Origin of the sequence: Kitasatospora sp. NPDC127035, from assembly GCF_042726075.1 — a bacterium.
GTDB lineage: Bacteria > Actinomycetota > Actinomycetes > Streptomycetales > Streptomycetaceae > Kitasatospora.
Map to the genome: position 1 here is coordinate 85,431 of NZ_JBHXDN010000020.1, position 20,872 is coordinate 106,302.

19 protein-coding genes are annotated in these 20,872 nt (G+C 71.8%); 7 read left to right on the forward strand and 12 right to left on the reverse strand.

Annotation, left to right across the window (positions count from 1 at the left end; translation table 11 throughout):
* Positions 1-35: 35 nt before the first annotated feature.
* Positions 36-1,049, forward strand: a complete 1,014-nt coding sequence (locus tag ACFWIC_RS16635) for a COX15/CtaA family protein (protein ID WP_329948635.1) — start codon at positions 36-38, stop codon at positions 1,047-1,049.
* 73 nt (positions 1,050-1,122) lie between these two features.
* Here the strand turns inward: ACFWIC_RS16635 and ACFWIC_RS16640 are convergent, their stop codons facing one another.
* Positions 1,123-1,461, reverse strand: a complete 339-nt coding sequence (locus ACFWIC_RS16640; RefSeq protein ID WP_329876355.1) for a hypothetical protein — start codon at positions 1,459-1,461, stop codon at positions 1,123-1,125.
* 84 nt (positions 1,462-1,545) lie between these two features.
* Here ACFWIC_RS16640 and ACFWIC_RS16645 point away from each other — a divergent pair, with 84 nt between their 5' ends.
* Positions 1,546-2,187 (forward strand): DUF2461 domain-containing protein, encoded by a 642-nt coding sequence (locus tag ACFWIC_RS16645; protein WP_329948634.1) that lies wholly within the window; start codon positions 1,546-1,548, stop codon positions 2,185-2,187.
* A gap of 167 nt (positions 2,188-2,354) precedes the next feature.
* Here the strand turns inward: ACFWIC_RS16645 and ACFWIC_RS16650 are convergent, their stop codons facing one another.
* Complete coding sequence (locus ACFWIC_RS16650) at positions 2,355-3,296, reverse strand: heme o synthase (RefSeq protein WP_329876359.1); 942 nt, start codon at positions 3,294-3,296, stop codon at positions 2,355-2,357.
* A gap of 507 nt (positions 3,297-3,803) precedes the next feature.
* Here ACFWIC_RS16650 and tkt point away from each other — a divergent pair.
* From tkt to pgl, 5 genes are all read left to right on the forward strand, one after another.
* On the forward strand, positions 3,804-5,900 hold the full coding sequence (tkt, locus tag ACFWIC_RS16655; RefSeq protein WP_329876361.1) for a transketolase: 2,097 nt from the start codon (positions 3,804-3,806) through the stop codon (positions 5,898-5,900).
* Between the two features lie 92 nt (positions 5,901-5,992).
* Entirely contained in the window at positions 5,993-7,132 is a 1,140-nt protein-coding gene (tal, locus tag ACFWIC_RS16660) for a transaldolase (RefSeq protein ID WP_380519149.1), read from the forward strand.
* A 63-nt stretch (positions 7,133-7,195) separates the two neighbouring features.
* Positions 7,196-8,752, forward strand: coding sequence for a glucose-6-phosphate dehydrogenase (zwf, locus tag ACFWIC_RS16665; RefSeq protein ID WP_329948691.1), 1,557 nt, complete (start codon positions 7,196-7,198; stop codon positions 8,750-8,752).
* The gene (gene opcA / locus ACFWIC_RS16670) at positions 8,749-9,852 is read left to right on the forward strand and encodes a glucose-6-phosphate dehydrogenase assembly protein OpcA (protein ID WP_329948632.1); all 1,104 of its coding nucleotides are present in this window, start codon (positions 8,749-8,751) and stop codon (positions 9,850-9,852) included. Before zwf ends, opcA begins: the two co-directional genes overlap by 4 nt.
* Positions 9,849-10,637 carry a 6-phosphogluconolactonase gene (gene pgl / locus ACFWIC_RS16675; protein ID WP_329876366.1) on the forward strand — a complete coding sequence of 263 codons (789 nt, stop codon included), beginning with the start codon at positions 9,849-9,851 and terminating at the stop codon, positions 10,635-10,637. Before opcA ends, pgl begins: the two co-directional genes overlap by 4 nt.
* A gap of 89 nt (positions 10,638-10,726) precedes the next feature.
* Here the strand turns inward: pgl and ACFWIC_RS16680 are convergent, their stop codons facing one another.
* From ACFWIC_RS16680 to ACFWIC_RS16725, 10 genes are all read right to left on the reverse strand, one after another.
* A complete protein-coding gene (locus ACFWIC_RS16680) occupies positions 10,727-11,014 on the reverse strand; it encodes an RNA polymerase-binding protein RbpA (protein WP_329876448.1) in 288 nt (95 codons plus the stop codon).
* 205 nt (positions 11,015-11,219) lie between these two features.
* The gene (gene secG, locus ACFWIC_RS16685) at positions 11,220-11,456 is read right to left on the reverse strand and encodes a preprotein translocase subunit SecG (protein WP_329876368.1); all 237 of its coding nucleotides are present in this window, start codon (positions 11,454-11,456) and stop codon (positions 11,220-11,222) included.
* Positions 11,457-11,543: 87 nt separating this feature from the next.
* The gene (gene tpiA, locus ACFWIC_RS16690; protein ID WP_329876370.1) at positions 11,544-12,329 is read right to left on the reverse strand and encodes a triose-phosphate isomerase; all 786 of its coding nucleotides are present in this window, start codon (positions 12,327-12,329) and stop codon (positions 11,544-11,546) included.
* A gap of 7 nt (positions 12,330-12,336) precedes the next feature.
* Positions 12,337-13,542, reverse strand: coding sequence for a phosphoglycerate kinase (locus tag ACFWIC_RS16695; RefSeq protein WP_380519152.1), 1,206 nt, complete (start codon positions 13,540-13,542; stop codon positions 12,337-12,339).
* A gap of 151 nt (positions 13,543-13,693) precedes the next feature.
* Positions 13,694-14,698 carry a type I glyceraldehyde-3-phosphate dehydrogenase gene (gap, locus tag ACFWIC_RS16700; RefSeq protein WP_329876374.1) on the reverse strand — a complete coding sequence of 335 codons (1,005 nt, stop codon included), beginning with the start codon at positions 14,696-14,698 and terminating at the stop codon, positions 13,694-13,696.
* Positions 14,699-15,004: 306 nt separating this feature from the next.
* Positions 15,005-15,985, reverse strand: coding sequence for a DNA-binding protein WhiA (gene whiA, locus ACFWIC_RS16705; RefSeq protein ID WP_148642545.1), 981 nt, complete (start codon positions 15,983-15,985; stop codon positions 15,005-15,007).
* Positions 15,976-17,106, reverse strand: a complete 1,131-nt coding sequence (gene yvcK / locus ACFWIC_RS16710) for a uridine diphosphate-N-acetylglucosamine-binding protein YvcK (protein ID WP_380360186.1) — start codon at positions 17,104-17,106, stop codon at positions 15,976-15,978. Before yvcK ends, whiA begins: the two co-directional genes overlap by 10 nt.
* A 64-nt stretch (positions 17,107-17,170) precedes the next feature.
* Entirely contained in the window at positions 17,171-18,112 is a 942-nt protein-coding gene (rapZ, locus tag ACFWIC_RS16715) for an RNase adapter RapZ (RefSeq protein ID WP_380360184.1), read from the reverse strand.
* Between the two features lie 88 nt (positions 18,113-18,200).
* A complete protein-coding gene (uvrC, locus tag ACFWIC_RS16720; protein WP_329948629.1) occupies positions 18,201-20,267 on the reverse strand; it encodes an excinuclease ABC subunit UvrC in 2,067 nt (688 codons plus the stop codon).
* Positions 20,268-20,318: 51 nt separating this feature from the next.
* Positions 20,319-20,765, reverse strand: a complete 447-nt coding sequence (locus ACFWIC_RS16725) for a Rieske (2Fe-2S) protein (protein ID WP_329876385.1) — start codon at positions 20,763-20,765, stop codon at positions 20,319-20,321.
* Between the last annotated feature and the right edge of the window lie 107 nt (positions 20,766-20,872).

A 20,872-nucleotide genomic window follows, 5' to 3' on the forward strand; every position in this document is an offset into this window, starting at 1 on the left:
GCCCCGCCCGAAGATCGCCTGTAAGGGCGCATAGCATGGACGCCGTGCTGAAGACCACCCCCTTCTCCCTGCTCGCCGAGCGCTGGAAGCCCTCCGCCGCCATGGTCCGGCGTGCCGCGCTCGTCGCGCTGGTGATGAGCGTGGTGATCGTCGTGACCGGCGGCGCCGTCCGCCTCACCGCCTCCGGCCTCGGCTGTACCACCTGGCCGCGCTGCACCGACGAGAGCCTGACGCCCACACCCGAGATGGGCCTGCACGGCGTCATCGAGTTCGCCAACCGGATGCTCACCTACGTCCTGAGCGCCGCGGTCGGCTGGGCCATCCTGGCCGCCCGCTGCCACCGGCCCTGGCGGCACGGCCTCAGCAAGCTCGGCTGGGCCCAGTTCTGGCTGGTGATGAGCAACGCCGTGCTCGGCGGCATCACCGTGCTGACCGGCCTCAACCCGTACACCGTGGCGCTGCACCTGATCGCCGCGATGGCCCTGGTCTGGGTCGCCCTGCAGATGTGGGAGCGGTCCAAGGAGGGCGACGGCCCGGCCCGCCCGCTGGTGGCCGAGCCCATCAAGCGGCTCTCCTACGTCCTGGTCGGCGTGATCGGCCTGCTGGTGGCCGCCGGAACGCTGGTCACCGGCGCCGGCCACCACCCGGGGACGCCCAAGGACAACAAGTTCGTCCCGCGCATCCCGATCGACTACGACCGCCTCGCCCAGGTGCACGCCGACCTGGCGTTCGTCTCGCTCGGCCTCGCGGTCGCGGTGCTGTTCGTGTTCGCCGCGGTGAAGGCCCCGCCGGCCGCCCGGGCCCGGGCCCGCGAACTGCTCGTCATCCTGCTGCTCCAGGGCGTACTGGGCTTCGTCCAGTACTTCACCGACGTCCCGGAGGTGCTGGTCGGCCTCCACATGCTGGGCGCCACCCTGACCTGGATCGCCGCCCTGCGCATCCCCCTGGCCCTCCGCCTCCGCGAGGACGAGGACACCCCCGCGGGCGCGGTCCCCGCGTCGGCCACCGACACCGGCACCTCCCGGGCCCCGCAGACCACCTCGGTCTGACCCGCCCCGGGAACGCGCGAAGGGCCCCGGTTCCGTCCACGGACCGGGGCCCTTCGCGCGGGCCGGGGCGGGATCAGCCGCCGATCTGGATGCCCGCCATGCGCTTCCACTCGTACGGGCCGGTCTTCACCTTGAGGGCGAGCTCGCCCTCGAAGGAGTCGTGCAGGGTGACCCCGGCCAGCTCGGCGGCCCGGCGGCCGACCGCGTAGCTCGGCGCGACCTGGTCGCCCCAGGCGCCGTCCGCGCCGACCACCACGATGCGGGTGGCGACCGCGCCGACGTACTCGACGACGCCGTCGGCGCTGCCGCCGTGCTGCCGGGCGAAGGCGGTGAGGCTCTTGGCGATGCGCTTGGCGCGGCGCTCGGCGCGGGCGTCCGGCGCGGCGGTGGTGGCGGTCTCTGCGCTGCTCATGCCCGCATGCTACCGAGCGGTAGCGGGGCTGGCGACGGGAGCGGGCTGTGCCCCGGGCCACACACCGGGCGACATACTGGTGCGGTGACCTTCGATGGCTGGCCCGCCGAGGCGCTCGACTTCTACGAGCACCTGGAGGCGGACAACTCCAAGACCTTCTGGCAGTCCCACAAGGCCCGGTACGAGCACGCCGTACGGGAGCCGATGGAGCGACTGCTGGCCGAGCTGGAACCCGAGTTCGGGCCGGGGAAGATCTTCCGCCCCAACCGCGACGTCCGGTTCAGCGCCGACAAGTCCCCGTACAAGACGCACATCGGGGCCCACCTGGCGGCCGGCGGCTACGTCCAGCTCTCCGCCGACGGCCTGGCCTGCGGCAACGGGATGTACCAGCTCGCCCCCGACCAGCTGGAGCGGTACCGGACGGCCGTCGCCGAGGACGTCGCCGGTGCCGAGCTGGAGCGGGTGGTCGCCCGGGTCCGGAAGGCCGGGCCGCAGGTGGTCGGCCGGGACTCGCTGAAGTCCGCCCCGCGCGGCTACCCCAAGGACCACCCGCGGATCGGACTGCTCCGCCACAAGGGACTGGTCGCGTGGCAGGAGTGGGCTCCGGAGCCCTGGCTGGGCACCCCGGACGCCTACGGCAGGATCACCGCCTTCCTGCGCGTCTCCCAGCCCCTCAGGGACTGGCTGGACGGCCACGTCGGCCCGTCCGAGCTCCCCGCCCGCTGAGCGGCCGACCGGCCACGGACGGCCGGCGACGGCCGACGGCCGAGAAGACCGGCGAGAGGACGGGCCGGAGGACGGGCGGGAGGCGGCAGCCGCCGCGGACACCCCGTGCACGCCGAAGGGCCCCGGTCCGCAGATGCGGACCGGGGCCCTTCGGCACGGCGCGGGACTCACTTCACGAAGGGGTCCACCGCGATCACGACGAACAGCAGCGTCAGGTAGGTGATCGACCAGTGGAACAGCCGCATCTCCTTCAGCTTGGCGCCGACCATCCCGGCCTTGGCCCGGGCGTGCAGCGCGTGCGCCTCCTTCAGCCACGCGGCGCCCAGCACCACCGCCGAGACGGGGTAGAGCCAGCTGGTGTCGGCGAGCGGCCAGAGCGCCAGCGAGACGGCCACCATCACCCAGGAGTAGGCGACGATCTGCCTGGCGACGGCCAGGTTGCCCTTGACCACCGGCAGCATCGGCACGCCGGCCCGCGCGTAGTCCTCGCGGACCTTCATCGACAGCGGCCAGTAGTGCGGCGGCGTCCAGAAGAAGATCACCAGGAAGAGCACCAGCGCCGACCAGGAGACCGTGTTGGTGACGGCCGCCCAGCCGACGAAGACCGGCATGCAGCCCGCGATGCCGCCCCAGACGATGTTCTGCGCGGTGCGGCGCTTCAGTCCGAGCGTGTAGACGAACACGTAGAACAGCAGTGCACCCAGCGCGAGCGCCGACGCGAGCCAGTTGACCAGGGCGCCCAGCCAGAGCGTCGACCCGACCGCGAGGGCGATGCCGAAGACCAGCGCCTCGCGCGGCGACACCATGCCGGTCACGAGCGGGCGGCGCTCCGTCCGGGACATCACCGCGTCGATGTCACGGTCGATGTACATGTTGAGGGCGTTGGCGCCACCCGCCGAGAGGTAACCGCCGATGACCACCTTCAGCACCAGCAGCAGGTCCGGAACACCGCGCTGCGCCAGGAACATCACCGGCACGGTGGTGATCAGCAGCAGCTCGATGATCCGCGGTTTGGTCAGTGCGACGAAGGCGCCGACACGGGCCCCGAACGGCCGTTGCGCAGGCGTCGCCCCGGTGACCCCGGCGGGACGGGATTCGACGGCGGTCACTAACACCCCAACTGAAGATGAATCCTCACAGGCGGCCACCGGAACGTTGTTCCCGAATCGTCCGCTCTGCGCGTACCACGCCACCTTAGACGCTCCATATCTCCCCACCGGCCCCGGGGTGCCCCGGCGGGGCGGAACGCACACCGCCGGGTGAACCCGGCCGCCCGGGCCTGGACCGATGCCTCCGGCCCGGTCCGCGGACCCATCCGCAGGGTGACCGCCCGCCACCCGGGCCCCGGAGAGGCGAACCTCCCCAATCCGGGCGAGGGTGGACAAAGGATCCGGCCGTCCGCGGGGAATCGCGGACGGGGAGGGGACGGGGAATGGGGACCAACATGCCTGAGTTGTCCCACCACGGAGGGTGAGCCTCGCCCGGACGGTAGGCTCGCCCAAAGAAGCGGGATCTACCCTCCGTGACCGGCACCACCCAGCGTCCGGCCCCAGCGACGTGGCCGACCCGGTCCCTCACGGGGTCACTCTTCACAATGGAAGGAGCCCTGAGACAGGGTGAGCACGACGCCGAATTCATTCGAGTGGTCCGACCTCGACGAGCGGACGGTCGACACGGCCCGCGTTCTGGCCATGGACGCGGTCCAGAAGGTCGGTAACGGGCATCCCGGGACGGCCATGTCGCTGGCCCCCGCGGCGTACCTGATCTTCCAGCGCTTCCTGCGCCACGACCCGACCGACCCCGCCTGGGTCGGCCGCGACCGGTTCGTCCTCTCTCCGGGACACACCAGCCTGACCCTCTACACCCAGCTCTACTTCTCCGGCTACGGCCTGGAGCTGGACGACCTCAAGGCCTTCCGGGTCGCCGGCAGCCGCACCCCGGGTCACCCGGAGCACGGTCACACCGCGGGCGTCGAGACCACCACCGGCCCGCTCGGCCAGGGCATCGGCAACGCCGTGGGCATGGCGATGGCGGCCCGCTTCGAGCGCGGCCTCTTCGACCCGGACGCCCCGGCCGGCGAGTCGCCGTTCGACCACACCGTCTGGGCCATCGTCTCCGACGGTGACCTGGAGGAGGGCATCTCCGCGGAGGCCTCCTCGCTGGCCGGCCACCAGAAGCTGGGCAACCTGGTCGCGCTCTACGACGACAACCACATCTCGATCGAGGGCGACACCGAGACGGCCTTCTCCGAGGACGTCCTCAAGCGCTACGAGGCGTACGGCTGGCACGTCCAGCGGGTCTCCCCGAAGGCCAACGGCGACATCGACGTGGCGGCGCTCGCCGACGCGCTGGCCGCCGCCAAGGCCGAGACCTCCCGCCCGTCGATGATCGCCATGCGCACGATCATCGCCTGGCCGGCCCCGGACGCCCAGAACACCGCCAAGGCGCACGGCTCCGCGCTCGGCGGCGCCGAGATCGCCGCCACCAAGAAGGTCCTGGGCTTCGACCCGGAGAAGACCTTCGAGGTGAGCGACAAGGTCATCGAGCACGCCCGCCTGGTGATCAAGCGCGGCAAGGCCGCCCGCACCGAGTGGGAGCAGTCGTTCGACGCCTGGCGTGCCGCCCACCCGCAGCGCGCCGCCGAGTTCGACCGCATCGAGGCCGGCGAGCTGCCCGAGGGCTGGAAGAAGGCGCAGCCCGTCTTCGAGGCCGGCAAGGCCGTCGCCACCCGCAAGGCCAGCGGCGAGGCCCTGAAGGCCTTCGGCGCGGTGATCCCGGAGCTGTGGGGCGGCTCGGCCGACCTCGCCGAGTCCAACCTCACCACCATCGACGAGGACAGCTCCTTCCTCCCCGAGGGCAACCCACTGAAGTCGGCGAGCCCGTACGGCCGGACCATCCACTTCGGCATCCGCGAGCACGCCATGGGTTCGACCATGAACGGCATCGCGCTGCACGGCGGGACCCGCGTCTTCGGCGGCACCTTCCTGGTGTTCGCCGACTACATGCGCCCGGCCGTCCGCCTCGCCGCGCTGATGAAGCTGCCGGTCACCTACGTGTGGACGCACGACTCCATCGGCCTCGGCGAGGACGGCCCGACCCACCAGCCGGTCGAGCACCTGGCCTCGCTGCGCGCCATCCCGGGCCTGTCCATGGTCCGCCCGGCCGACGCCAACGAGACCGCCGTCGCCTGGCGCACCGTCCTGGAGCGTCACAGCAGCCACCCCGGCCCGGTCGGCCTGGCACTCACCCGCCAGAACGTCCCGACCTTCGACCGCACGGTGTTCGGCTCCGCCGAGGGCACCGCGAAGGGCGGCTACGTCCTCGCCGAGGCGTCCACCGGTGACCCGCAGGTGATCCTGCTGGGCACCGGCTCCGAGGTCCAGCTGGCCGTCAGGGCCCGCGAGGTCCTGGAGGCCGAGGGCGTCGCCACCCGCGTCGTCTCGCTGCCGTCCTTCGAGTGGTTCCAGGAGCAGGACCAGGCCTACCGCGACAGCGTGCTGCCGCCCTCGGTCAAGGCCCGCGTCTCGGTCGAGGCCGGCATCGCCCAGGGCTGGCGCGAGCTGGTGGGCGACCACGGCCGGATCGTGTCGCTGGAGCACTTCGGTGCCTCCGCCGACTACCAGGTCCTCTTCGAGGAGTTCGGCCTGACCGCCGAGCGCGTCGTCGCCGAGGCCCACATCGCGCTGCGTTCGCTGGAAGCCGTCAACCGCTGACGGCAGCCGCCGGCCGGGCGCCCGACCGCACACCGGGCGCCCGGCCGGCACCCGAGGACCCCACGGATACACGGACGAAGGACTGAAGCACCATGACTGACGCACTGAAGCGCCTCAGCGACGAAGGCGTGGCGATCTGGCTGGACGACCTCAGCCGCAAGCGCCTCAACAGCGGCAACCTCGCCGAGCTGGTGCAGCACAAGCACGTGGTGGGCGTCACCACCAACCCGACCATCTTCCAGAAGGCCATCGGCGGCGGGGACTCCTCCTACGACGGCCAGCTGCGCGACCTCGCCGTCCGCAAGGTCACCACGGACGAGGCCGTCCGCATGATCACCACCTCGGACGTGCGGGACGCCGCCGACGTGCTGCGCCCGGTCTACGACGCCTCGAACGGCCGTGACGGCCGGGTCTCCATCGAGGTCGACCCGCGGCTCGCCCACGAGACCGCCGCCACCGTCGCCGAGGCGAAGCAGCTGTGGTGGCTGGTCGACCGCCCGAACGTGTTCATCAAGATCCCCGCGACCAGGGCCGGCCTGCCCGCGATCGGCGAGGTCATCGGCAGGGGCATCAGCGTCAACGTCACGCTGATCTTCTCGCTGGAGCGCTACAAGGCCGTCATCGACGCCTACCTGACCGGTCTGGAGGCCGCCAAGGCCAAGGGCCTGGACCTCTCGCAGATCGAGTCGGTCGCGTCCTTCTTCGTGTCCCGTGTCGACACGGAGATCGACAAGCGCCTGGACAAGATCGGCGGCGACGCCCGGGACCTCCGTTCCAAGGCCGCGCTCGCCAACGCCCGCCTCGCCTACCAGGCGTACGAGGAGGTCTTCGGCAGCGTCGACGCCAAGACCGCCGGCAGCGACCGCTGGCGCGCCCTGGAGGCCGCCGGCGCCAAGCCGCAGCGCCCGCTCTGGGCCTCCACCGGCGTCAAGGACCCGGCCCTGCCGGACACCCTGTACGTCACCGAGCTGGTCGCCCCGGGCACCGTCAACACCATGCCCGAGGCCACCCTTGAGGCGACCGGCGACCACGGCGTGGTCACCGGCGGCACCATCGTCCCCAACTACGCCGACGCCAAGGCCGTCATGGACGCCATCGCCGCCGCCGGCGTGGACTACGACGACGTCGTGCAGGTCCTGGAGGACGAGGGCGTGGAGAAGTTCGAGCAGTCCTGGAACGAGCTGCTCGACACCGTCACCGCTTCGCTGGCCTCCTTCGCCGGCGAGAAGTGACCCCTGCTCACACAGCCAGCGCACGAAAGCGGAGTTCATCAAGTGAGCACTGACTTCCCTGAGTTGACGTCGGACTCGGACGCAGGCGACCCCACGCCGGCCCCCGTCAACCCGCTTCGTGACCCCACCGACCGGCGGCTCCCGCGCATCGCGGGGCCGTCCGGCCTGGTCATCTTCGGGGTCACCGGCGACCTGTCCCGCAAGAAGCTGATGCCGGCCATCTACGACCTGGCCAACCGCGGCCTGCTGCCGCCGGGCTTCTCGCTCGTCGGCTTCGCCCGCCGCGAGTGGGAGGACGAGGACTTCGCCAAGGAGGTGCACGACGCGGTCAAGGACCACGCCCGCACCCCCTTCCGCGAGGAGGTCTGGCAGCAGCTCGCCAAGGGCATGCGCTTCGTCCAGGGCGACTTCGACGACGACGACGCCTTCGACAAGCTCCGCGCGACCATCGAGGAGCTGGACAAGGCGCAGGGCACCGGCGGCAACTTCGCCTTCTACCTCTCCGTCCCGCCGAAGTTCTTCCCGACCGTCGTCCAGCAGCTGAAGAAGCACGGCCTGGCCGACCCGCCCCAGGGTTCCTGGCGCCGCGCCGTCATCGAGAAGCCCTTCGGCCACGACCTGGAGTCCGCCCAGGAGCTGAACCGGATCGTCCACGAGGTCTTCCCCCGGGACGAGGTCTTCCGGATCGACCACTACCTGGGCAAGGAGACCGTCCAGAACATCCTGGCGCTCCGCTTCGCCAACCAGATGTTCGAGCCGATCTGGAACCGGTCGTACGTCGACCACGTGCAGATCACCATGGCGGAGGACATCGGCATCGGCGGCCGGGCCGGCTACTACGACGGCATCGGCTCGGCCCGGGACGTCATCCAGAACCACCTGCTCCAGCTGATGGCGCTCACCGCCATCGAGGAGCCGGCGTCCTTCCACCCGAAGGCGCTGGTGGCCGAGAAGCTCAAGGTGCTCAGCGCCGTCAAGCTCCCGGCCGACCTCGGCAAGCACACCGTGCGCGGCCAGTACGCGTCCGGCTGGCAGGGCGGCGAGGAGGTCGTCGGCTACCTCGACGAGGACGGCATCAACCCGGACTCCAAGACGGACACCTACGCGGCCATCAAGCTGGAGATCAACAACCGCCGCTGGGCGGGTGTGCCGTTCTACCTGCGGACCGGCAAGCGGCTGGGCCGTCGGGTCACCGAGATCGCGGTGGTCTTCCAGCGCGCCCCGTACCTGCCGTTCGACTCCTACGCGACCGAGGAGCTGGGGCAGAACGCCCTGGTCATCCGGGTCCAGCCGGACGAGGGCGTCACCGTGCGGTTCGGCTCCAAGGTGCCGGGCACCTCCTTCGAGGTCCGCGACGTCACGATGGACTTCGCCTACGGCGAGTCCTTCACCGAGTCGTCCCCCGAGGCGTACGAGCGGCTCATCCTCGACGTGCTGCTCGGGGACGCCAACCTGTTCCCGCGCCACCAGGAGGTCGAGCTGTCCTGGCAGATCCTCGACCCGATCGAGAGGTTCTGGGACGCGCACGGCAAGCCCGCGCAGTACCCGGCCGGCACCTGGGGACCGGCCGAGGCTGACGAGATGCTCGCACGAGACGGCAGGAGCTGGCGCCGGCCATGAAGATCGACCTTACGAACACCACGTCCAGCAAGATCAACGCCGCCCTGATGGAGGCGCGCCGGGCCAGCGGTTCCACCGCTGCCGGCATGGTGCTCACCCTGGTGATCGTGACCGACGAGGGCAGCGCGTACGACGCCCTCAAGGCCGCCAACGACGCCTCCCGCGAGCACCCCTCGCGCACCCTGGCGGTCATCAAGCGCGCCGGGCGTTCGCCCCGGGCCCGCGCCGAGACCCGCCTGGACGCCGAGATCCTGGTCGGCTCCGACGCCGGCTCCGGCGAAACGGTCATCCTGCGCATGCACGGCGAGCTGGTCTCGCACGCGCAGTCGGTCGCCCTGCCGCTGCTGCTGCCGGACGCCCCGGTCGTGGTCTGGTGGCCGGAGAATGCGCCGCTGCACCCGGCGCAGGACCCGCTGGGCTCGATCGCCCAGCGCCGGATCACCGACGCGGTCACCGCCGAGTCCCCGGTCGGCCAGCTCGCCCAGCGCGCCCAGAGCTACACCCCGGGCGACACCGACCTGGCCTGGACCCGGATCACCGGCTGGCGCTCGATGCTGGCCGCCGCGCTGGACCAGCGGCCGTCCACGATCACCTCCGCGGTGGTCGAGGGCGAGCCGTACAACCCCAGCGTCGAGCTGCTCGGCCTCTGGTTGCACACCCGGCTGCACGTGCCCGTCGAACGGGTCGTCACCAACGGCCCGGGCATCACCGCGGTGCACCTGCGCACCACGGACGGGGACATCACCCTGGACCGCCCGGACGGCCTGATGGGCACGCTCTCCATGCCCGGCTCGCCGGACCGCCAGGTGGCGCTGAAGCGCCGCGAGACCTCGGAGCTGATCGCCGAGGAGCTGCGCCGGCTCGACCCGGACGACATCTACGCGGCGGCCGTGCGCACGCCGGTGGACCGGCTGCTCGAACCGACCGCCGCCGAGTCGGCCGCGCGGGCCGAGGTGGCCGACAAGGTCGCCGAGGAGGCCGTGGCGGAGGCCGCCGGGGCCGCGGTGGCCGCCGAGGCCCCCGCACCCGCCCCTGCTCCGGCCCCCGCTCCGGCGAAGAAGCCGGCCGGCAAGCGCGGTGCCAAGAAGGCGGAGGCATGACGGCCGCCACCCCGCAGCTGGTCGTCCACCGGGACAAGGAGCTGATGGCCCAGGCGGCCGCGGCCCGGCTGATCACCCGGATCGTGGACGCCCAGTCCGCCCGCGGCACCGCCTCGGTGGTGCTCACCGGCGGACGCAACGGCAACGCCCTGCTGGCCGCCATCGCCGCCTCCCCGGCGCGGGACGCGGTCGACTGGGCCCGGCTCGACCTCTGGTGGGGCGACGAGCGGTTCGTGGCCGCCGCCGACCCGGACCGCAACGCCGTCCAAGCCCGGGCCGAGCTGCTGGACGCCGTCCCGCTCGACCCGGCGCGGGTGCACGAGATGCCCGCGTCGGACGGCGTGGACGGCTCGGACGTCGAGGCCGCCGCCGCGCGCTACGCGGAGGAGCTGGCGAAGGCGGCCGGTCCCGGCGACCGGCTCGGTGTCCCCGCCTTCGACGTGCTGCTGCTCGGCGTCGGCCCGGACACCCACGTCGCCTCGCTCTTCCCCGAGCACCCCGGCGTCCGGGAGACCGCACTGACGGTGGTCGGCGTGCGCGGCGCGCCCAAGCCCCCGCCGACCCGGATCTCGCTCACCCTCCCGGCGATCCGGGAGGCCCGCGAGGTCTGGCTGCTGGCGGCGGGCGAGGACAAGGCGGGCGCGGTCGCGCTGGCCCTGTCCGGCCCCGGCGAGCTCCAGGCGCCCGCCTCCGGCGCGTACGGGCGCGGGCGCACGCTGTGGCTGCTGGACCGTTCCGCGGCGGCCCAACTGCCGCCCCAGCTCTACCCCCCGGCCTCGGCCTGAGCATGCGCGAAGGGCGTCACCGTTCTCCCGAACGGTGACGCCCTTCGGCGTTGCTCGTCGCCCGCAGCCGGGCGGTTGCGACCCGTGGCTCAGATCTCGCCCCGGAGCTTGGCCAGCGCCTCGGCGAGGATCGCCTCGCCGTCGGCGTCGGTGCGCCGCTCGCGGACGTAGGCGAGGTGGGTCTTGTACGGCTCGTTGCGGGACGGGGCGGGCGGGTTGTGCTCGTCCTGGCCGGCCGGGAACCCGCACCGCGGGCAGTCCCAGGTCTCCGGGATGACCGCTTCGGCAGCGAAGCTCGGACGGGTCTCGTGCTTGTTGGCACACCAGAAGGTGATCCGGTTGCGGGGGGCGGACTCGCCACGCTCCGCCTCACCCATCGGGCCGGCTCCGACCCTGCTGCCACGGATGGCGTTGCCACTTGCCACGGTCTGACTCCCTGCGTGCTGGTGCGCCGACCCGCCGCGATGCGCGTCGGTGGCGAAAGTCGTCCTAGTGTAAGCAGGAGTTAAGGTTGCGCCATCACCGGCTCCGCCCCGGACCGTTCCAGCATAGGCCGCGGGGCGACGGGGCGTCAGAGGTACGTCAGCTCTTGTACTTCATGACCAGGCCGAGCACCATGATGGACGCGAACCAGCCGAGCCCGACCACGATCGTGATGCGGTCCAGGTTGCGCTCGGCCACCGCCGAGCCGCCACCGGTCGACATCGCGCCGCCGCCGAACATGTCCGACAGGCCGCCGCCCTTCCCCTTGTGCAGCAGCACCAGGAGGATCATCAGCAGGCTGAAGACGATCAGGGCAATCGAGAACCCGATAACCACGACGGGACCAACTCTCTCGTATCTTCGGCGAAGGGGCCGGGCCGCGTACGGCGGCCCGGCCCCAAAGCCTACGTTGCTGCGGCGGCGTTAGCCTACTGCCTGGTCACGGTACCGCACGATCTTGACGAACTCGTCGGCGTCCAGCGAGGCACCGCCGACCAGGCCGCCGTCGACGTCCGGCTTGGCCATCAGGCCGGCCGCGCTGGAGGACTTGACCGAACCGCCGTAGAGCACGCGGACCTTCCCGGCCAGCTCGGCGTCGTACAGCTCGGCGATCCGCGCGCGGATGGCGGCGCAGACCTCCTGGGCGTCCTCGGGGGTCGCCACCTCGCCGGTGCCGATCGCCCAGACCGGCTCGTAGGCGACCACGACGGACTCGGCCTGGTCGGCCGGGACGCCCTGCAGGCCGCCGTCGAGCTGGGCCAGGGTGTACTCGACGTGGGTACCGGCCTTGCGGATCTCCAGCGGCTCGCCGATGCAGAGGATCGGGGTGATCCCGGCACGGTAGGCGGCCTTCACCTTGGCGTTGACGATCTCCTCGTTCTCGCCGTGGTACTGGCGGCGCTCCGAGTGGCCGATCACCGCGTAGGTGCACTTGAGCTTGGCCAGCATCGGGCCGGAGATCTCGCCGGTGTAGGCACCGGAGTCGTGCTGCGAGATGTCCTGCGAGCCGTACTTGATCTTCAGCTTGTCGCCGTCGACCAGGGTCTGCACCGAGCGGAGGTCGGTGAAGGGCACGAGGACTGCCACCTCGACCGACTCGTAGTCCTTGTCGGCCAGCGCGAAGGCCAGCTTCTGGGTGTGCTGGATGGCCTCGAGGTGGTTGAGGTTCATCTTCCAGTTGCCCGCCATCAGCGGGAGACGCTCAGTCATTGCGTTGTCAGCCTTCCAGGGCGGCGAGACCGGGAAGGGTCTTGCCCTCCAGGTACTCGAGGCTCGCGCCACCGCCGGTCGAGATGTGCCCGAACTTCGTCTCGTCGAAGCCCAGGATACGGACGGCCGCGGCGGAGTCACCGCCACCGACCACGGAGAACGCGTCGCCGTCGACCAGGGCCTGGGCGACGGCCTTGGTGCCCTCGGCGAAGGCCGGGTGCTCGAAGACGCCCACGGGACCGTTCCAGAACACCGTCTTCGCGTCGGCCAGCTTCGCCGCGAACAGCTCGCGGGTCCTGGGGCCGATGTCCAGGCCCTCCTTGTCGGCCGGGATGCCGTCGGCGCCCACGACCTCGAAGTCCTCGACCGGCGCGAACGTCTTGGTGTCGGGGAACGACCCGGAGATCGCGACGTCCACCGGCAGCACGAACTCGACGCCGCTCTCCTCGCCGCGCTTCAGGTAGTCCAGCACCGTCGGGATCTGGTCCTCCTGCAGCAGCGAGATGCCGACCTCGTGGCCCTTGGCCTTGAGGAAGGTGTACGCCATGCCGCCGCCGATCAGGATGCGGTCGGCCTTGCCGAGCAGGTTGTCGATAACGCCGACCTTGTCGGAGACCTTGGAGCCGCCGAGCACCACCACGTACGGGCGCTCGACCTCCTCGGTGAGGCGCTTGAGCACGCCGACCTCGGTGGCGATCAGGTCGCCGACCGCGTGCGGCAGGCGGGCCGGCAGGTCGAACACCGAGGCGTGCTTGCGGTGCACCGCACCGAAGCCGTCGCCGACGTAGAGGTCGGCGAGGTCCGCCAGCCGGTCGGCGAAGGCGCCGCGCTCGGCGTCGTCCTTGCTGGTCTCCCCGGCGTTGAACCGCAGGTTCTCGAGCAGCGTGACCTCGCCGTCGGCCAGGGCGGCGACGGTGGCCTTCGCGCTCTCACCCACGGTGTCGGTCGCGAACGCGACCGGCGTGCCGAGGATCTCGCCGAGGCGGACGGCCACCGGCGCGAGGGAGAACTGCGGGTCCGGCTCGCCCTTGGGGCGGCCGAGGTGGGAGGCGACGACGACCTTCGCTCCGCGCTCGACGAGCTTGGCGATGGTCGGGGCGACGGCGCGGATCCGGCCGTCGTCGGTGATCGTGGCGCCGGACAGCGGCACGTTCAGGTCCGCGCGGACGAACACGCGTCGGCCGGCGACGTCCAGGTCTTCGATGGTCTTCACGGTCTTCGGTCTCCTGGCGAGAAGGTGGAGCAGGCGACGGCACAACGGCGGGCCGTCAAAGGGGAGTTGAGGGTGCGCAGACGGAGGGCCCGGACGGCGTCGCACATGCCTTCCGGGCCCTCCCCCCTACTTCACATCAGCTCCCGCTGCGTCAGAGCCGGTCACCGACGAGGGTGGTCAGGTTGACGAGGCGGTTCGAGTAGCCCCACTCGTTGTCGTACCAGCCGAAGATCTTGACCTGGTTGCCCTGGACCATGGTCATCAGCGAGTCGAAGATCGTGGAGAACGGCGAGTTCACGATGTCGGAGGAGACGATCGGGTCCTCGGTGTACTGCAGGATGCCCTTGAGGGTGGTCTCCGAGGCCTTCTTGAACGCCTCGTTGACCTCGGCGACGGTGACGTCGCGCTCCAGGGTGACGACCAGGTCGGTGATCGAACCGGTCGGGACCGGAACGCGCAGCGAGGTGCCGTCCAGCTTGCCCTTGAGCTCGGGCAGGACCAGGGCGGTCGCCTTGGCGGCACCCGTCGAGGTCGGGATGATGTTGAGGGCCGCGGCGCGGGCGCGACGCAGGTCCTTGTGCGGGAAGTCCAGGGTGACCTGGTCGTTGGTGTACGCGTGCACCGTGGTCATCAGACCCTTGACGATGCCGAAGTTCTCGTTCAGCACCTTGGCCAGCGGCGCCACACAGTTGGTGGTGCAGGAGGCGTTGGAGATGACCGTGTGCTTCTCGGCGTCGTACTTCTCGTCGTTGACACCGATGACGATGGTGATGTCCTCGTCGGTGGCGGGCGCCGAGATGATGACCTTCTTGGCACCGGCGGTGACGTGCTTCTTGGCCGCCTCGGCCTTGGTGAAGATGCCGGTCGACTCGATGACGATGTCGACGCCCAGCTCGCCCCAGGGGAGGTTGGCCGGGTCACGCTCGGCGATGACCTTGAAGGTCTTGCCGTCGACGGTGATGCTGTCGGCGGTGTGCGAGACCTCGCCCTGGAAGGTGCCCAGGATCGAGTCGTACTTGAGCAGGTGCGCCAGGGTCTTGGTGTCGGTCAGGTCGTTGACACCGACGATCTCGATGTCCGCGCCCTGGGCCTGAACCGCACGGAAGAAGTTGCGGCCGATGCGGCCGAATCCGTTGATGCCTACCCGGATCGTCACGAACCGATCTCCTCGTTAGGTACGCCGGACGCTATGCCGACGGGGTGGAATTTGGGATGTCCCCGACCGCCTATGACCCTACCCCTCCGAGGCCGGGTAGAGCACATCAGCCCGCTTCGCAACCCCTGGCGTGGCGCGCGTTCCACGCACCTTCGGGCCTTCCGTCCTTGCCCTCCGGGGCAGTTGGTCCCGGGCCCGCGGGGCCCTCCGGCACGGGCCGCCGTCCCAGTCCCCGGACACGGCACCGCCGGTGCCCGAGGAACGGACACCGGCGGGGAGATCACCGTCGAGCGCGGTCGTCAAGAGTCAGTTGAGTGCCATCTCGTCCGTCAGGTTCGCCTCGGTGCTCGGCAGACCGAGCTCGGAGGCACGCTTGTCGGCCATCGCCAGCAGCCGGCGGATCCGGCCGGCCACCGCGTCCTTGGTCAGCGGCGGGTCGGCGAGGGCGCCCAACTCCTCCAGCGAGGCCTGCTTGTGCTGCATCCGCAGCTGGCCGGCGGCGGCCAGGTGCTCCGGCACCTCCTCGCCGAGGATCTCCAGCGCGCGCTGCACCCGGGCGCCGGCCGCGACCGCGGCGCGGGCCGAGCGGCGCAGGTTGGCGTCGTCGAAGTTGGCCAGCCGGTTGGCGGTCGCCCGGACCTCGCGCCGCATCCGGCGCTCCTCCCAGGCCAGCACCGACTCGTGGGCGCCGAGGCGGGTGAGCAGCGCGCCGATGGCGTCGCCGTCACGGATCACCACCCGGTCCACGCCGCGCACCTCGCGGGCCTTGGCCGGGATGCCGAGCCGGCGGGCGGCGCCGACCAGGGCGAGGGCCGCCTCGGAGCCGGGGCAGGTGATCTCCAGCGACGAGGACCGGCCGGGCTCGGTGAGCGAGCCGTGTGCCAGGAAGGCCCCGCGCCAGGCCGCCTCGGCGTCGCAGGTGGCGCCGGAGACCACGGCCGGGGGCAGGCCCCGGATCGGGCGACCGCGGCCGTCCACGAGGCCGGTCTGGCGCGCCAGCAGCTCGCCGTCCTTGACCACCCGGACCACGTACCGGCTGCCGCGCCGCAGGCCGCCGGGGGCCATCACGACCAGGTCCGAGGAGTGTCCGAAGATCTCCAGCAGGTCCTTGCGCAGACGACGCGCGGCAGCGCCGGTGTCCAGCTCCGCCTCGATCACGATACGGCCGCTCACGATGTGCAGCCCGCCCGCGAATCGCAGGATCGCCGACACCTCCGCCTTGCGGCAGCAGGCCCGGGTGACCGGGAGCCGGCTGATTTCGTCCTTCACCGCTGGAGTCATCGCCATGGCCCGATCCTTCCATGTGTCCGGAAAATCCGGTCGTACGCGGCTGCCAAGAGCTCCGGGTCGTGTCGCGGCGTGCCGTCGGTGCGGGCGACCCGGCCGAGCACCAGGGCCGCGCCCATCCGCTCGGCGGCCTTCTCCAGGCCCGCCAGGTCGGCCTGGCCGAAGGCACCGCCGGTGACGGCGCGCTCGTCCACCAGGATCGCATCCACCGCAAGGGCGGGGGCGTGGTCGGCGATGACCTCCAAGTGGCGCTGCGGGGTGAAGCCCTCGGTCTCGCCGGGCTGCGGGGCCAGGTTCAGGGTGAGCAGGCGGCGGGCGCGGGTCTCGACCAGCGCCTTGACCAGGTCGGGCACCAGCAGGTGCGGCAGCACGCTGGTGAACCAGGAGCCGGGGCCGAGCACCACCCAGTCCGCCTCGCGGACGGCGGTGACCGCCTCCGGCACGGCCGGCGGCTCGTCCGGCACCAGCCGGACGGACTGCACGGTGCCCGGGGTCACCGCGACGCTGGCCTGGCCGCGGACGGCGGCGAGCTCGGCCGGGTACGCCGGGTCGTGGCCGCGGACGACCGCCTCGATGTCGAGCGGGACGGCCGACATGGGCAGCACCCGGCCCTGGACGTTGAGCAGCCGGCCCACCCAGTCCAGGGCGGCGACCGGGTCGCCGAGCTTCTCCCACAGCGCGACGATCAGCAGGTTGCCGACGGCGTGGCCGCCCAGCTCGCCGCTGCCGGTGAAACGCTGCTGGATCACCTCGGACCAGGTGCGGCCCCAGTCGTCGTCGCCGCAGAGCGCGGCCAGCGCCTTGCGGAGGTCGCCCGGCGGCAGCACGCCCAGCTCCTCACGGAGCCGGCCGCTGGAGCCGCCGTCGTCCGCGACGGTGACCACCGCGGTGAGGTCGGTGGTGAGCCGGCGCAGCGCGGAGAGCGAGGCGGACAGGCCCTGACCGCCGCCGAGGGCGGTGATCCGGGGCGCCTGGTTGGTCCGGGGCGCCTGGTGGGGACGGGCCGGGCCGGTGCGGGCCGCCCCGGAGCGGGACCGGCCGGTCACGAAGGACCGGGCCGGGAGCCCACTCCGGTCGGCGGTCTTGTTCTGAAACTGCCGCCCGGGCACGTATCCCGTCACACCTACCTCGCGTTCCTCTTGCCCGCCGCCGGCCTCCGCCGGCGGCCGGCAGGGGGTACGGCGGCTACTCCCGTCCCATGTCCCGGTGGACGAGCACCGTTTCGACGCCGTCCGAGATGAGACGTTTCGTCAGGCGCTCGGACATCGCGACGCTGCGGTGCTTGCCACCGGTGCAGCCTACGGCAAGCGTCATGTAGCGCTTCCCCTCGCGCCGGTACCCCTCGGTGACGATGCGCAGCAGCTCCGCGTAACCGTTGAGGAACTCGTTGGCACCGGGCTGCTGGAAGACGTAGTCGGCGACGTCCCCGTCGGTGCCGGTACGGGCCCGCAGCTCGGGCACCCAGTGCGGGTTGGGCAGGAAGCGGCAGTCCACCACGAGGTCGGCGTCGACCGGCAGGCCGTACTTGAAGCCGAACGACATCACGGTGGCCCGCAGCTCGGGCTCGTCGTGGTCGGCGAACTGGGCGTCGAGCTTGGCGCGCAGCTGGTGGACGTTGAGGTTGGAGGTGTCGATCACCAGGTCGGCCTCGCCGCGCAGCTCGCGCAGCAGGTCGCGCTCCTGGGCGATGCCGTCGACGATCCGGCCGTCGGCCTGGAGCGGGTGCGGGCGGCGCACGCCCTCGAAGCGGCGGACCAGTGCGTCGTCGGACGAGTCCAGGAAGACCACGCGCAGCCGGATGCCGCGCTTCTCCAGTTCGTCCAGGGAGGTCAGCAGGTCGTCGAAGAACTGCCGGCCGCGGACGTCCACGACGGCGCCGATCCGGGCGACGTTGCCCTGGGAGCGGGCTCCGAGGTCGACCATGGTCGGGATGAGGGCCGGCGGCAGGTTGTCCACCACGAACCAGCCCAGGTCCTCCAGGCACTTGGCCGCGGTGGAGCGGCCGGCTCCGGACATGCCGGAGATGATCACCAGCTCCGGGGCGTTCTCTCCGCCGGCCTCCGGCCGCGCGGTGCCCCCGTAATCGGACACGGTCACTTCGGTTCCCCGCTCTCGGTGGTTCTGCATGTGGAGAACGCGCGACGCGCGGGCAAGCTTCCCCGGTCCACTCGGGCGAGTGATCCGGGGCGCGCAGGCTGACGGGCGGCGTCGGCCGTCATGGCGTCTCCTGGATGGGTGCGGTCTCGGGCGCCGCGGGCACCGGATCGTCGGCGCCGTCCTCGATGATCTCGCCCGTGGCCGTGTTCACGGCTGGTGCGGCAGGTGTACGGGACGACAACGCCGCCGCAACTGTCTCCGCCGTCCGCCGGCCGATGCCGGGGACTGCGCAGAGTTCGTCGACGGTGGCCGCCCGGAGCTTCTTCAGCGAGCCGAAGTGCTTGAGCAGCGCCTGACGGCGAGTCTCGCCGAGGCCGGGGACGGAGTCCAGTTCTCCGGCGGTGAGTCGCTTGGAACGCTTGCCGCGCTGGTAGGCGATGGCGAAGCGGTGGGCCTCGTCGCGGACCCGCTGGAGCAGGTAGAGGCCCTCGCTGCTGCGCGGGAGCACGACCGGGTCGTCGTCGCCGGGCAGCCAGACCTCCTCCAGGCGCTTGGCCAGGCCGCAGAGCGCGACGTCGTCGATGCCGAGCTCGTCCAGGGCCCGCCGGGCGGCGGCGACCTGGGGCTGACCGCCGTCGACGACGATCAGCTGCGGGGGGTAGGCGAAGCGGCGCGGGCGGCCCGTCTCGGGGTCGACCGGACCGCCCGGCACCTCGGCGGCGCCGGGCTCGTCGTCCGGGCCCTCCTCGGGGACGGCCCATTCGCCGGTCCGCTCGCGCTCCTGGAGGTAGCGGCGGAACCGCCGGCTGATCACCTCGTGCATCGAGCGGACGTCGTCCTGCCCCTCGAAGCCCTTGATCTGGAAGCGGCGGTACTCGCTCTTGCGGGCCAGGCCGTCCTCGAAGACGACCATCGAGGCGACCACGTCCTCGCCCTGGAGGTGGGAGATGTCGAAGCACTCGATGCGCAGCGGGACGGAGTCCAGCTCCAGGGCGTCGGCGATCTCCTGGAGGGCGCGGCTGCGGGTGGTGAGGTCGGAGGCGCGCTTGGTCTTGTGCAGGGCGAGCGCCTGTTGGGCGTTGCGCTGCACGGTGGCCATCAGGTCCTTCTTGTCGCCGCGCTGCGGCACCCGGAGGTCGACCTGGCTGCCGCGCAGGCCGCTCAGCCAGTCGCGGACCGGGTCGACCGGCTCGGGCAGCGCCGGGACGAGGACCTCGCGGGGGACGGACTCGCTGCGCTCGTCCTCGTCCGTCCCGCCGTAGAGCTGTTGGAGGGCGTGCTCCACCAGGCCGGCGGTGTCGACGTCCTCGACCTTGTCGGTGACCCAGCCGCGCTGGCCGCGGACCCGGCCGCCGCGGACGTGGAAGATCTGGACGGCGGCCTCCAGTTCGTCCTCGGCGACGGCCAGCAGGTCCGCGTCGGTGGCGTCGGCGAGGACGACGGCGTTCTTCTCCATCGCCCGCTTGAGCGCGCCGATGTCGTCGCGCAGCCGGGCCGCCTTCTCGTACTCCATCTCGACCGCGGCCTCCTGCATCTCGCCCTCCAGGCGGCGCAGGTAGTTGCCGGTGCGCCCGGCCATGAAGTCGCAGAAGTCCTCGGCCAGGGCGCGGTGTTCCTCGGGCGAGACCTTGCCGACGCAGGGGGCGGCGCACTTGCCGATGTAGCCGAGCAGGCAGGGGCGGCCGACCTGGCGGGCGCGCTTGAAGACGCCGTTGGAGCAGGTGCGGACGGGGAAGACGCGCAGCAGCAGGTCGACGGTCTCGCGGATCGCCCAGGCGTGGCCGTACGGGCCGAAGTAGCGGACGCCCTTCTTGTGCGAACCGCGCATGACCTGGACCCGGGGGTACTCCTCGTTGAGGGTGACCGCCAGCTCCGGATAGCTCTTGTCGTCGCGGTACTTGACGTTGAAGCGGGGGTCGAACTCCTTGATCCAGGAGTACTCCAGCTGGAGCGCCTCGACCTCCGTGGCGACCACGGTCCACTCCACCGAGGCGGCGGTGGTGACCATGGTCGCGGTGCGCGGGTGCAGCCCGGCGAGGTCCTGGAAGTAGGAGGAGAGCCGCGGGCGCAGGCTCTTCGCCTTGCCGACGTAGATGACCCGCCCGTGGGCGTCGCGGAACTTGTAGACGCCTGGCGAGACGGGGATCGCGCCCGGCGACGGGCGGTAAGTGGACGGGTCAGCCATGGGTCCACCGTACCGAGTCGGGCCGGGCCTGCGGAGGGGAGATCAACTGCTTCAGCTCGGGGTGACCTTGAGGTTGCCGCCCTCGACGGCCACGGTGTACGCGGGCAGCGGGGTGGGGGCCGGGCCGTCCAGCACGGCGCCGTCGGTGATGCCGAAGAAGCTGCCGTGACAGGGGCACTGGATCTTCTGGTTCTTGACCTGGTCGACGATGCAGCCGGCGTGGGTGCACTTGGCGCTGAACGCCCGGTACTGGCCCTCGGTCGGCTGGGTGACGACGATCTTCTTCTCGCGGTAGACGGTGCCGCCGCCGACGGGCACGGCGGAGGCCGGGCCGACGTCCACCGGGGTCTTGGGGGCGGCGGAGTCGGAGGAGGACGAGGAGCATCCGGAGACGGCCAGGGTGCCGCCGGCGGCGAGGACGGCCGCGGCCCCGCAGAGCAGGGTGCGGCGGGACGTGGCGGGGCTGCCGGAGGGCAGGCGGTCGGGGGCCTCGGGCATGAGGGTGCTCCTGGTCTGGCTGGTGTCGCCGCGGCCCCCAGGTGGGCGCGGGGGCCCGGCGGGGGGGGGGGGCGGGGGGCGGCGATGCAACCCGTACCCCGCCGCGC